The sequence below is a fragment of the Pseudomonas sp. NPDC089554 genome, from assembly GCF_050280645.1.
GTDB lineage: Bacteria > Pseudomonadota > Gammaproteobacteria > Pseudomonadales > Pseudomonadaceae > Aquipseudomonas.
On the sequence record NZ_JBNNVR010000020.1, the window covers coordinates 18310 to 30704 of the forward strand.

The window sequence follows — 12395 nt, forward strand, 5'->3', positions numbered from 1 at the left end:
GCTGAAAAAGGGGTTCAGAAGCGGGTGATGTCGTTGTCACGGGTTTCCGGCAGGGTCTTGTAGAGCACCACCAGGCACACCAGCGACACCGCCGCCAGGTAGGCCGCCGGCAGGTTCGCGTTGCCGGTCATGCTGATCAGCGCAGCGGCAATGAACGGCCCGGGGCCTGCCAGGGTGGCCAGCGCCAGGTTGTGGCCCAGGGCCGCGCCGGAGGAGCGAATGGACGCCGGGAACACTTCCACCAGCAGCACCACGTCCATCACCGCCGTGACCGCCACCAGCACGCCGAGCACGATCAGCCCCGCCAGAATCGCTACCGGGTTGCCGCTGTTGAGCAGCAGGAAGATCGGAAACGCCAGCACCGTGAGCCCACCCGCCGCGCCCAGCAGCAGCTTGCGCCGGCCAATGCGGTCGCTGAGCTGGCCGACCAGCGGGTTGACGATGACGTACACCAGCAAGGCGATGCTGCACAGCCACAACGCGGTGCTGCGCGGCAGGCCGACGGTGCTGACCAGGTGGTTGTTGGCGTAGGTGACGAAGTAGTACAGCGACACCCCGAACAGCGCGGAGAATGCAAAGGTGGTGATGAACGCACGGCGGCGCACGGCCTTGCTCGGCGCCAAGGCCTTGTGCTGATCGCGCTGGCGCACCATTTCCTCGTACACCGGGGTGTCGCCGAGCTTGCGGCGGATGAACACGGCGATACCGGTCATCACGATCGACACCACGAACGGCACGCGCCAGCCCCAGCTGTTCAACGCGGCCTCATCCATTGTGGTGGTCAGGGCCGCCGCAACGAAAGTACCGAACAGGAAGGCCAGGCCCGCCGTGCCGGTGATCACGCTGGCGGCGGTGGCGCGGCGGTTCGATGGCGCGCTTTCGACCATGTAGATACCGGCGCTGGACCACTCGCCACCGACCATCATGCCCTGGATGAAGCGCATGGCGATCAGCAGGATGGGCGCGGCAATGCCAATCGCCTCATAGGTCGGCAACAAGCCGATGATGGTGGTGCACACGCCCATGCCGAACACTGTGATCACCAGCACCGCACGGCGCCCGAAGCGATCGCCGATAGGCCCCAGCAGCAGCGCCCCAAGCGGCCGCGAGAGGAAGCCCACGGCGAACACCGCCAGCGACGAAAGCAATGACACCCCAGGTGCACTGGAGGGAAAGAACAGCATCCCGATCACGGCGGCGAAGTAGCCGTACACCGCGAAATCGAACCACTCCATGAAGTTGCCGATGCCGACCGCGATGGCCCGCTTGCGGATATCCACCTGCCCTGCGGTGGTATGCGTGTTGCTTGCACCCACGCTATGTGTCGTCGCGCCCATGACCTGCTCCTCGTGTTGTTATGCTGGTTGTTGTAGGCGCCAGACTGGAACTTCATCGATCACGGGGCAAACGATTAGGAAATATGAGCCGGATTAACGTACGTAATATCTCGCGAGTGGACCTGAACCTGCTGCTCACCTTCCACTGCCTGATGACCGAGCGCAGCGCCACCCGCGCCTCGGCCATGCTGCACGTGACCCAAGGTGCGGTGAGCGCGGCGCTGCGTCGGCTGCGCGAGCATTTTGGCGACGAGCTGTTCATCCGCACCGCTTCGGGCATGCAGCCGACGCGCAGGGCCATGGAGCTGGCGCCGCGTGTAACCGAGGCGCTGACCTCGATTTCCGGCATGCTCACCGCAGAAGCCGAATTTTCGCCGCACGATTCCAGCTATGTGTTCAACATTGGGCTGTCCGACGACATCGAGGCGTACCTGGCGCCGCGCATCGTCAACGCAGCCGCAGCGCAAGGATTGGGTGTGAGCTTTGCCTTCCACCAAAGCAACAGCCTGCTGTGGAAACAGTCGTTGCAGGACCCGGACATGGACCTGGTGATCTGCTGCGAACCGAGGGACTTCAGCACCTGCTTCTCATCCCAGGTGCTGTTCTCGTCATCCTATTCGTGCCTGGTCAACCCTCGCTTACGCGCGGCGCAGGACGCCATCAGCCTGGAAGACTACTTCAAGGCCAACCACGTACGGATTTCCTACGATGGCCGTCGCGGCTTCATCGACGACATGTTCGAAGCCGCAGGCTATGCGCGGCATGTCACCGCCTCGTTCACGCACTTCAGTGGTGCGCTGACCACCCTGATGCACAGCGACGTCATCGCCACCATTCCCAGCTTCGCCGCCGAGAGCTACGCCGCGATCAGTACGCTGAGCGTATGCCCGGTGCCGTTCCCGGTGCCGTCGTTCCGCTGCTTCATGGTGTGGGACATGACCAAGCACAATAAACCGCACCATGAATGGCTACGCCAGTTCATCGGCGAGCAAACCCAGGCGGTGCGCCTTCATGAGTGATTGCACTCGGGGTAGCGGCCCCAGGTGCATACGTATTCCCACAGCAACTTGCGCTCGAGGTGCTTGATGTAAGCAGTGGTGTATGGGCTGCCCATGTCGACAGGGCATGCCGATACCCAAAGGTGCTCGGCGGGTGTGGTTTCCATCAGCGTCAGGCGGAACGTGTTGCCACCGGAATGGCCGGGCTTTTCACTGAAGGCCGAGGTATTGAACTGGCGTAGACGGTCTCTGAGTGTCTGACCGGTGGTTTCACCAACGTAGATGATGAAGTCGTTGTTGATACGGTGGTTGTCCGGCCTGCGCCGGCTCCTGGCGATCATGTAGACGCCGGGAAACTCCCGGCCTGGCAGCTCGCCACGCTGTGACCATGGGTACCATTGGCAAAACCCCACTTCACCCTGCATGCTCACTGTGACTCCACTTCCGGCTGCCCATTGAACGGCCTGATCGAAAGGCAGATCGAGAGGATCTCGGTGTCCCCTGCCCCCGCCGCCACGAAGGCATGGCGCATGGTGCTGTCGATGTAGCAACTGTCGCCCTCGTTCAGGGTCAGTGGCGCATAGTGCTCGGTGTGGAACTGCAGCACGCCCTTGAGCACGAACACGAACTCCTCGCCGTCGTGCACGCTCCAGTCTTCGAAGGGCGGGACCTTGTGGTTGTGGATGGTCATGCGCAGCGGCACCATCACTTTCGACTTGAGCGAAGCCGAGTGCACGCGGTAGTCGTAGAACGGCGTGCTGAATTGCTCCGCCTCGTCGGCCCGAGTGGCGCTCAAGCGTGCCATCACCGCCTGGGGCTGGACGGCCGACACACCGTCCATGATGTCGACGAAGTTCATCTTCAGGCACCGCGCAATACTGAGCAGCGTGTCGAAGCTTGGGCGTGACTGGCCCTTCTCGATCTTCGAGATCGCCGCGATCGACACGCCACTGCGCTGGCTGAGGTCTTCCAACGTCCAGCCCCGCGCCGTGCGCTGGGCCTTGATCTCGACGCCAAGCAGCGGATCGGGCCCAGGTTTCATCGGTTTCTTGCTCAAGCTACCTCTCCGTCAGGTTCAGCCAAGACAGCGCGCCAGCACATCGGCAACCAGCGCTTCGACACGAGGCTGCGCCTCCTTGACATTGGCGTCGGCAGTATAGAGCACCTGTTCGACGTCGACACCGTTGCAAATCAACGACTCACGGCGCTTTTGCACCCACTTGCCGATGATCTCGGGGGTCACTTCGGGGTGGAACTGCATGCCCACGCTGTTGCCCAGTTGGAAGCCCTGCATCACCTCGCCTGCGCTGGCCAGCCGCTGGGCGTCCCGAGGCAAGGTGAAATGGTCGCCGTGCCAGCGAAACCAAGGGCCGGCCCAGGCATCGTCGATGGCGAAGTCGTTTTCCAGCCAGCCCGAATCGCGGTAGCCCATGGGTTCTACCGTGGCGCCATGGGCCAATGCCAGCATCTGCCCGCCGAAGCAGATGCCCATGATTGGCTTGCCCAGGGCGATCAGCTTGCGGGTGAAGGCAAGCTCGGCGACCACCCAGGGAATGTGTTGCTCGTACACCCCATTGGGAGAACCCAGGATCACGAACAGGTCGGCCGCGTCCGGGTCGATAGCGTTGAAATCGGCAGTGGTGGCATCGATGGTGCGCAGCTCGAACCCGTGGATATCACGGAGTATGGGGCCGACCACGCCAATGCCCGTATCAGGGGAATGCTGGATGACGATGGCTTTCATTTCTTTAGGTGTCCGGCAGTTGAAAAATCGAAGGCGTCATTGGCCCGAGTTGGAGCCGTGGTGGTGCAGGGCCTGGCGACGCGAACTGTCGATGGAGACGCGGAAGATGTCCTGGCGGTGGTAATGCCCCGTAGGGTCGAAGTTCTGGCGCTCCTCACGCACTCGCTCAAGGTCCGCATCGAAGGAAATGATCTGCTCCTGGCCATCCTCGGCCTGGGCGACGATGCGCCCGGCCGGGTCGATGATGCACGAGCCGCCGGTGAAGATTTCATCGACACCGTCTTGCTCGAGCGCCTCGAAGAAGGCGAAGTCCTCGGGCACGTCGGCCAGCGACAGCAAGCCACTGGCGCACACCGACCACACCCGGCCTTCGGTGGCGATCAGCTGGCCAACGTTCTTGATCGCCGAGGCATTGCCCGGCCATACGCTGACGTGTACATCCTCGCCTTGCGCATACATCGCAAAGCGCGCCAGCGGCATCCAGTTTTCCCAGCAGTTCAGGCCGCCCACCTTGAAGTCGCCGAAGTCATGTACCTGCAACCCGTGCCCGTCCCCCGGCGCCCAGCACAGGCGCTCGTCGTAGGTCGGCACCAGCTTGCGGTGCACGCTCAGCAGGCCGCGCTGGGCATGGATGGCCAGCAGTGAGCAGAAAATGGAGCCGCGGCCTTCCTGCACGCCGCGCTCGTTGATACCCAGGTACACGCTGACGTTGTAGTCGCGGGCGGCCTCGACGATCGCCAATACCTCACTGCCGGGAATTTCCACGGCAGCGTCCAGGAACTGCGCATAGGCGCGCTTTTGCAGCGCGTCGTCGAACGCCGCGCCATTGGTGCGGCAGATCCAGAACGGGTAGCCGCTCAGGAACGACTCGGAAAAGACCAACAGCTCGATCCCCTGATCGCTGGCCTGCTTGATCGCCTGAATGACGATCTGGCAGGTCCTTGCCCGGTCGAGCCAGGCAGGTCGCAACTGCGCTGCGCCGATTTTCATGTTCATCCCCCTGATGCTGTGGTGTGCGCCTGTGTGCCAGAGCGCCTGCCTTGTGTCAGTACATCTCGAAGTATTCGGTCTGTTCCCAGTCGGTGACTGCGGAAAGGAACCGATTGACCTCGAACTCCTTCAACATTGCCAGGTAATTGTGGAACACCGGGCCCAGTTCCTCCTTGAGCACTTCGCTCTTGCGAAATGCCACGGTGGCGTCCATGAGGCTCATCGGCAGGTACGGCCGGTCGGCCAAATACGCCGCCTTGACCGGCTCGCCCGGATTGATCTGCCGGGCCATGCCATCGCGCCCGGCGATGATCTGCGAGGCGATGTACAGGTACGGGTTGGCCGTCGGTTCGCCCACGCGGTTCTCGATGCGCGAGGCACTGTCGCCAGGGCCGCCGATCGAACGCAGCATCGCACCACGGTTCTCGTGGGCCCACGACGCCTTGTTGGGGGCGAAGCCATCCGGGCGGTGGCGCTTGTAGCCATTGACCGTCGGCGTGGTCATCAGCGCGGTACCCGCGGCATGCTCGAGCAACCCGCCCATGTAGTGCATGCCCTTCTGCGACAACGGGCCCGGGCCTTCGTCGGCCATGAAGATGTTGCGGCCATTACGGTCGACGATCGACTGGTGCATGTGCCAGCCGCTGGGGAAGATGTTGGCAACCTTGGGCATGGCCATGAAACTGGCGTGCAGGCCATTGCGACGGCACAGCTGCTTGATCGCCGAGCGGAACAGCAGCGCCGAGTCGGCGGCCTGCATGGCGTCCATCGGGTTGAAGGTCACCTCGCACTGGCCTGGGCCCCATTCGTCTTCCAGGGTCGCCAGGGGCAGGCCGAGCTTCTCGACGTTCTCGTGAATGAACGAGAGCAGCCCTTCTACCTCGTCGCCGCGGTTCTCGGTGAGGTACTGGTAGCCGTGCTGGATCATCGCCACTTCCGGCGGCGCGGGTGGGTAGCCGGACGACTCGGGGGACAGCTTGGGGTCGAGCAGGCGGAACACGTAGAACTCGAACTCCAGGCCCACCACCATCGACAGGCCGTCATTACCCAGCTTGGCCAACTGGTTGCGCAGGATCTGCCGGGTCGAGAACGGGCACGGCGCGCCGTTCGAGAGGTAGGCATCGCTCAGGCACCAGCCGGTGTCCTTGACCCAGGGAAGCACGCGGAAGGTGGTGGGGTCCGGTACCAGGATGCCGTCTGGCAAGCCGATCATTTCCGGCACGCCCAGGGCGTTTTCTGCGCCGAACGGCGGGACGATGGGGTGGTTGGTGGTATCGAAGATCGAGGTGACGAGCTGGAAGTCCTTGCCACCCTTCAAGCTCGACTTGAACTCCTCGACGGTGATGGTCTTGCCCCGCACGATGCCGTGCTGATCGCCCCAGCCCAAGCGGATGAAGCGCAACCCTTCTTTCTCGATACGCTGCAGCACGTCGGCTGCGGCGCGGGCCATGGTGTCGGTCCACAGGTTGTGATGCTGGATGAAATGAGCTCTTTCGATAGACATACCTGGCCTCGTGTTCTTATGGATGCAGCTGGCTATGACGAATGCGCTTACGACGGTTGGGATCACACCCTGTTCATGCAGGGACAGATTGAACATACACCCGTTTTTCTCTTGAACGAGAATTTTTTCACAGATAGATTTTCTTGGACGGTATTTTTCTCTCAAGCGAAAAACAGGTGACCTATGCCCACAGTGCTTGCGACCGCAATTGGTGTTGGAATCATGGGAGGAGTGGCCGCCTGGCTGTTCCTCTCCGTGGGTACGCTGCTCATCTGGGCGGCCTTCGTGGCCTGGGCGTCGTATTTCGCCATCGGCGGGGACCGAACGGCCATCGGCCTGAACCTGACGTCGAACGCCTTCGGCGTGGCCGTTGCCTGGCTGGTGGCATTGCTGGCCCTGGCCAATCCGTTCGACGCCCTGCCCGCGCCGGTGTGGGTCGGCATCCTGGTGAGCCTCAGCGTGTTGCTGTACATCCTCGCCTCGCCTATTCCGGCGTTTTCCTCGGTTCCGGCGGTCACGCTGGGCTATGCCACCACCTTCGCCTTCCTCAGCCAGACGCCCGGTGCCTTCACCTACCCGGCGTTGCTGTCGATCAGCCTGCACAACGCACTGTTGATCGTGCTGCTGTCGATGAGTTTGGGCACCGGCTTCGCCGTGGCCTCGGCACGTCTTTCCAGCACCTTGGCAAGCAAGGCCTGAACACTTCCACGGAGCTTCCATGACCGCACACTGGAAAACCGCGCGCCGCTCGCTGTACTACGTCGGCGCCCCCGAACCGCATGACCCGGTACTGCTGACAGGTAAGGTGGCCCTGCTGGTCATCGATGTACAGAACACCTACCTGCAACGGCCTGACCGTACGTCGCTCGAACCTGCCGAGCAGGCGCGCTACGACGCCTGGACACCTTTCCACGAACGCCTGCAAGGCACTGTGATCCCGAATATCGAGCGCCTGCTCGCAAGCTTCCGCCAGCGTCAGCTGGACGTGTTGTACGCACGCATCGCCTGTCAGAGGGCCGACGGTCGCGACCGCTCGCTGAGCCAGAAAAAGCCTGGCTGGAACAACCTGCTGCTGCCCAAGGACGAGCATGCTTCGCAGGTGATCGACAGGCTGGCGCCAGCCCCCGACGAAATCGTCGTCATCAAGACCACCGACAGCGCCCTGACCGGCACCAACCTGCGCCTGACCCTGAGCAACCTGGGCATCACCCAGGTGGTGTGTACCGGGCTATTCACCGATCAGTGCGTGTCGTCCACGGTGCGCAGCCTGGCCGATGAGAGCTTCGAGGTGATCGTGGTCGACGATGCGTGCGCGGCCGCAAGCCTCGCGTTGCACGACCGGGAGCTGGAGATCCTCAACATGATCTACTGCGACGTGATGACCACCGACGAGTTGCTGACCTACCTGCCCGCTGCCTGAGCGCACAGGCCCTCGCCCCGTTTGGGGCGAGGAATTCTTCCAGAATCGAAAATAAAGTTAGCCAGGTTCAGGTCTGTATGTCCGTGCGAGCGGCTTTCATAGTGCATGAAGCTTCACGATCATGACGTACACGTCTTCGTCGGCCATGCGCTTTGTTGCGCATGAGGCAAGAAACCCAAGCGTGTGCCTTGGCCGTGAACCTTTCGAGATCACGCAATCGCTACCAAGGACATCCCATGAAAACGCTTTTCGACCCACTCAAGATCGGCCCACTGAAGACCGCCAACCGCATCATCATGGCGCCGCTGACACGCGCCCGCGCCACCCGCGACCACGTTCCCACGCCGATCATGGCCGAGTACTACGCCCAGCGCGCCTCGGCTGGCCTGATCATCGGCGAGGCCACCGGTATTTCCCGCCAGGCCGTCGGCTGGCCCTATGCCCCGGGGCTCTGGTCGCACACCCAGGTACAGGCCTGGAAACCTGTGACCGATGCCGTGCATGCCCAGGGCGGGCTGATCTTCGCGCAACTCTGGCACATGGGCCGCATGGCGCACTCGGCCGTCACCGGCGTGCACCCGGTATCGTCCAGCGCCACCGCCATGCCCGGCGAGGCGCATACCTATGACGGCAAGCGCCCCTTCGAAACCGCACGACCTTTGATGCTGGAGGAGATCCCCGAGCTGGTCGACGACTATGTGAGGGCAGCGAACAACGCCATGGCCGCAGGCTTCGACGGGGTGCAGATCCACGCCGCCAATGGCCAGTTGCTCGACCAGTTCCTGCGAGACAACAGCAACCTGCGCACAGACGAATACGGCGGCAGCATCGAGAACCGTATGCGCCTGCTCAAGCAGGTCACCCAGGCCGTCGCCGACGCCGTGGGCGCGCAGCGCACTGCGGTGCGCCTGTCGCCCAATGGTGAAAGCTATGGCGTTGACGATAGCGACCCAGCGCCGCTGTACGCCGCGGTCGCGCAGATGCTCGACAAGATCGGCATCGCCTTCCTCGAACTGCGCGAACCCGGCCCGGACGGCACCTTCGGCGCCACTGAGGTCCCAAGGCTCTCGCCGCTGATCCGCCAGCACTTCAGCGGCCCTATCGTGCTCAACAGCGACTATGACCTGGCCCGCGCCCAGGCCGACCTCGACAGCGGCCTGGCCGACGCCGTGAGCTTTGGCCGCCCGTTCCTGGCCAACCCGGACCTGGTCGAGCGCCTGCGCGACGGCGCACCGCTCAATGGCGACTCCATGGAGACCTATTACAGCCAGGGTGCCGAGGGCTATACCGACTACCCGACCCTGGCCACCCAGAACGCCTAGACACACCGTCGCGCGGGGCCTTGGTCTGCGCTATCGTCTGACCTTCATTCGCTCACCAGGGCCCTCCCCGCATGCACATTGTCATCCCCGACGACTACCAGGACGTGATCCGCTCGCTCGACTGCTTCCAGCGCCTGGGCGGACACCAGGTCACCGTGCTCCATGAGCGCCAGCCCGCCACCCTGGATGAACTGGCAGCGCGCTTCGCCGATGCCGACGCATTGGTGCTTACCCGCGAACGCACCCGCATCGATGCCGCATTGCTGGCGCGCTTGCCGAAACTCAAGCTGATCAGCCAGACCGGCAAGGTGGCTGGGCACCTGGACCTGGCAGCCTGCACCGCGAGGGGCGTGGCGGTCAGCGAGGGGCGCGGCTCACCGGTGGCGCCGGCGGAGCTTGCCTGGGCGCTTATCCTCAATGCCCGTCGCCAACTGGTGCCGGCCATCGAGGCCTTCCGCCAGGGGCAATGGCAGGTCAACCTGGGTCAGGCCTTGGCCGGGCAAGTGCTGGGAATCTGGGGCTACGGTAAGATCGGCCAGCGCCTGGCGCTATACGCTCAGGCCTTCGACATGCCGGTGCTGGTCTGGGGCAGCGAGGCCAGCCGCGCTGCCGCCCAGGCCGATGGACACCAGGCAGCGGCCTCGCGGGAGGCGTTCTTTGCCGAGGCGGATGTTCTCAGCTTGAACCTGCGGTTGTCCGAGCGGACACGGCACCTGGTGACCTTCGACGACCTCACAGGGATGAAGCCCGATGCCCTACTGGTCAATGTCAGCCGCGCCGAACTGATTGCACCGGGCGCCTTGCTCCAGGCCCTCGATGCTGGGCGGCCGGGCTTCGCGGCGGTGGATGTGTTCGAAGAGGAACCACTGCTCGACCCCAGCCACCCGCTGCTGCGCCACCCACGCGTGTTGAGCACGCCGCACCTGGGGTACGTGGAGAAGAATGGCTACGAGCTGTACTTCGGCGATGCTTTCGACAATGTGCTGGCGTTCTTCGAAGGTACGCCGAAGAACATCGCCAACCCTGAGGTGCTGGGGACGCGCAGCGCCTGACGTTTTTAAGGACAGCACTGAACCTTGTAGGAGCGGGCTTGCCCGCGAATCAGGCACCACGGTGTATGGCCAGGGCTTCGCCCTGGTTCGCGGGCAAGCCCGCTCCTACAGGTTGAGCAGCACGCCTTACCAACCGTTTTCACGCGGCCATTGCGCCACCTCACCGCCGCTTTGCAGCGCGACATACGCCGGATACTGCGCCCCCGTCGCACACGCATGGTTGGGCAGGATGCGCAGCCGCGTCCCCAGCGGAAACTGCTGCACCACATCCACCACCTGGCCCGGCTCGAACGACGCCACGCCATGCTCCTGGTTCGCCGAGCGCAACAGCAGGCCGTCGATCGGCACCCCGTCCACATCGCAGACCAACCCATAGCCGTAGTCGCACTTCTGGGCCTGGGTGCCACGGTCGCGGCTCATCGCCATCCAGCCGGCGTCGGTGATGACCCAGCCTTTCTCCGGCTGGTGCCCGATCACCGTGGTCAGCACGCTCAAGGCCAGCTCGTCCAGGCCGCACACGCCCACGTTGTGCATCACCAGGTCGAAGAAAACGTACACCCCGGCACGCAGCTCGGTAACGCCTGCAAGATGCGCTGCGCTCAGCGCCGTGGGCGTGGAACCTACGCTTACCTCGACGCACGGCAGGCCCGCTGCACGAATGGCCTGGGCCGCCTTCACGCACTCGCTGCGCTCCAGCTCAGCGATGCGCTGCAAGGCTTCGGGGGTATCGAGCTTGTAGCTTTCGCCAGCATGGGTCATCACGCCCTTGAGCAACGCACCACCCTCATGCAGGGCTCTGGCGACCTCCAGCAGCAGCGGGTCGTCGCTGCGTACACCGGAGCGGTGGTGGTCGCTGTCAATCTCGATCATCACCTCGAAGCGCTCGCCATGACGCTGGCCGAATTCGACGATGGCCTTGGCCCCAGCGACGCTGTCGGTGACGATGACCAGCGCACAGCCTGCGCGCCGCAGCGCCAGGGCCTGATCCAGCTTGGTCGGTGCCATCGCCACGGCATAGAGGATATCGGTGACGCCCTGGGCGAAAAACAGCTGGGCCTCCTTTAGGGTGGACACCGTGATGCCCTGCGCGCCAGCGGTCAGTTGGGCCTCGACCACCTGTGGGCATTTGCTGGTCTTCACATGCGGGCGTAGCCTTACCCCCAGCTGGGTTGCGCGTTGCTGCATGCGCTGGATGTTGCGCTGCATGCGGGCAACGTCGATGACGGCGCATGGGGTGTCTAGCGTGGGGCTCATGGGGCATCCTCTTCGATGGAGCGTTTGCAACCCTGAGGTAGAACGCTCTATGTTCTCGTTAACGTTTATCAACACATTCAGTAAGCCAAACTCAATGTTCATTCTTGCCGACCTGGAACGACCGGATACCGCCACCCCATGCAGAAAGTGACCCCCGAACAGCAAGCGCTCATCAGCCAGCTGGAACAGATCGCCGAAGGCCTGAGCCAGACCTTCAGCCCCTTCTGCGAAGTGGTGCTGCACGACCTGCGCGACCCGGAGCATGCGATCCTGGCCATCCACAACAACCTGTCCGGCCGTGAAGTCGGCGAGCCGGCCACCGAGCTTGGCCTGGCGCGTATCGCCGACCCCGACTACCCGCAGGTGATCGCCAACTACCCGAACCATTTCAAGGACGGGCGGCCGGTGAAAAGCACCTCCATCGGCATCAAGGACGCCAGCGGCCGCTACGTGGCGGCCTTGTGCATGAACGTCGACCTCACGCTGTTTCGGGGCCTGCAAGGCATGCTCGAGCAGTTCGGCAGCTTCGGCAGCGAGCGCCCGAACGAGTCGCTGGAAAGCAGCGGCGCAGATAGCATTCGCGCCCGCATCGACCAGTTCGCCGCGCGCCTGGCAACCACACCGCGCGCCTTGAAGGCGGCTGATCGCCGCCTGCTGCTGCAAGAGCTGAAGGCAGCGGGCATGCTGGATATCCGCAAGGCGATGGATACCGTCGCGGCGCACCTGGGGGTGTCGCGCGCGACGGTGTACAGCGATAGCAAAGGGTGAAACCGG

The 12395-nt window shown here is 63.6% G+C and carries 13 protein-coding genes; 6 read left to right on the top strand and 7 right to left on the bottom strand.

Annotated features, from left to right (window positions below):
- Nucleotides 1–14: 14 nt before the first annotated feature.
- Nucleotides 15–1337, bottom strand: a complete 1323-nt coding sequence (locus ACQKPE_RS08830) for an MFS transporter (RefSeq protein ID WP_427665005.1) — start codon at nt 1335–1337, stop codon at nt 15–17.
- An 83-nt stretch (nt 1338–1420) separates the two neighbouring features.
- Between ACQKPE_RS08830 and ACQKPE_RS08835 the strand changes: the two genes are divergently transcribed.
- A complete protein-coding gene (locus tag ACQKPE_RS08835; RefSeq protein ID WP_427665007.1) occupies nt 1421–2356 on the top strand; it encodes a LysR family transcriptional regulator in 936 nt (311 codons plus the stop codon).
- Here the strand turns inward: ACQKPE_RS08835 and ACQKPE_RS08840 are convergent.
- The 5 genes from ACQKPE_RS08840 to ACQKPE_RS08860 form a co-directional block, all read right to left on the bottom strand.
- Nucleotides 2347–2676 carry a hypothetical protein gene (locus tag ACQKPE_RS08840; RefSeq protein WP_427665009.1) on the bottom strand — a complete coding sequence of 110 codons (330 nt, stop codon included), beginning with the start codon at nt 2674–2676 and terminating at the stop codon, nt 2347–2349. The two genes, ACQKPE_RS08835 and ACQKPE_RS08840, sit on opposite strands and share 10 nt — an antisense overlap.
- A gap of 86 nt (nt 2677–2762) precedes the next feature.
- The gene (locus tag ACQKPE_RS08845; RefSeq protein ID WP_427665010.1) at nt 2763–3392 is read right to left on the bottom strand and encodes a helix-turn-helix domain-containing protein; all 630 of its coding nucleotides are present in this window, start codon (nt 3390–3392) and stop codon (nt 2763–2765) included.
- A gap of 18 nt (nt 3393–3410) precedes the next feature.
- Nucleotides 3411–4079: a glutamine amidotransferase-related protein gene (locus ACQKPE_RS08850; protein WP_427665012.1), complete on the bottom strand. Its 669-nt coding sequence runs from the start codon at nt 4077–4079 to the stop codon at nt 3411–3413.
- Nucleotides 4080–4115: 36 nt separating this feature from the next.
- Nucleotides 4116–5069 (bottom strand): carbon-nitrogen hydrolase family protein, encoded by a 954-nt coding sequence (locus ACQKPE_RS08855; RefSeq protein ID WP_427665013.1) that lies wholly within the window; start codon nt 5067–5069, stop codon nt 4116–4118.
- A gap of 55 nt (nt 5070–5124) precedes the next feature.
- Nucleotides 5125–6573, bottom strand: coding sequence for a glutamine synthetase family protein (locus tag ACQKPE_RS08860; protein WP_427665015.1), 1449 nt, complete (start codon nt 6571–6573; stop codon nt 5125–5127).
- Between the two features lie 183 nt (nt 6574–6756).
- On the opposite strand from ACQKPE_RS08860, the gene ACQKPE_RS08865 reads away from it, so the two are divergent.
- The 4 genes from ACQKPE_RS08865 to ACQKPE_RS08880 all read left to right on the top strand — a co-directional run bounded on the left by ACQKPE_RS08865 (nt 6757) and on the right by ACQKPE_RS08880 (nt 10367).
- Entirely contained in the window at nt 6757–7272 is a 516-nt protein-coding gene (locus tag ACQKPE_RS08865) for a DUF1097 domain-containing protein (protein WP_427665016.1), read from the top strand.
- 19 nt (nt 7273–7291) lie between these two features.
- Nucleotides 7292–7993 carry a cysteine hydrolase family protein gene (locus ACQKPE_RS08870; RefSeq protein ID WP_427665017.1) on the top strand — a complete coding sequence of 234 codons (702 nt, stop codon included), beginning with the start codon at nt 7292–7294 and terminating at the stop codon, nt 7991–7993.
- 236 nt (nt 7994–8229) lie between these two features.
- Nucleotides 8230–9315 (top strand): alkene reductase, encoded by a 1086-nt coding sequence (locus tag ACQKPE_RS08875; protein ID WP_427665019.1) that lies wholly within the window; start codon nt 8230–8232, stop codon nt 9313–9315.
- A gap of 71 nt (nt 9316–9386) precedes the next feature.
- Entirely contained in the window at nt 9387–10367 is a 981-nt protein-coding gene (locus ACQKPE_RS08880; protein WP_427665020.1) for a D-2-hydroxyacid dehydrogenase family protein, read from the top strand.
- A 126-nt stretch (nt 10368–10493) separates the two neighbouring features.
- Here the strand turns inward: ACQKPE_RS08880 and ACQKPE_RS08885 are convergent, their stop codons facing one another.
- Nucleotides 10494–11621, bottom strand: a complete 1128-nt coding sequence (locus tag ACQKPE_RS08885) for a DSD1 family PLP-dependent enzyme (protein ID WP_427665022.1) — start codon at nt 11619–11621, stop codon at nt 10494–10496.
- 138 nt (nt 11622–11759) lie between these two features.
- Between ACQKPE_RS08885 and ACQKPE_RS08890 the strand changes: the two genes are divergently transcribed.
- Nucleotides 11760–12389 carry a helix-turn-helix transcriptional regulator gene (locus ACQKPE_RS08890; RefSeq protein WP_427665024.1) on the top strand — a complete coding sequence of 210 codons (630 nt, stop codon included), beginning with the start codon at nt 11760–11762 and terminating at the stop codon, nt 12387–12389.
- Nucleotides 12390–12395 lie beyond the last annotated feature (6 nt).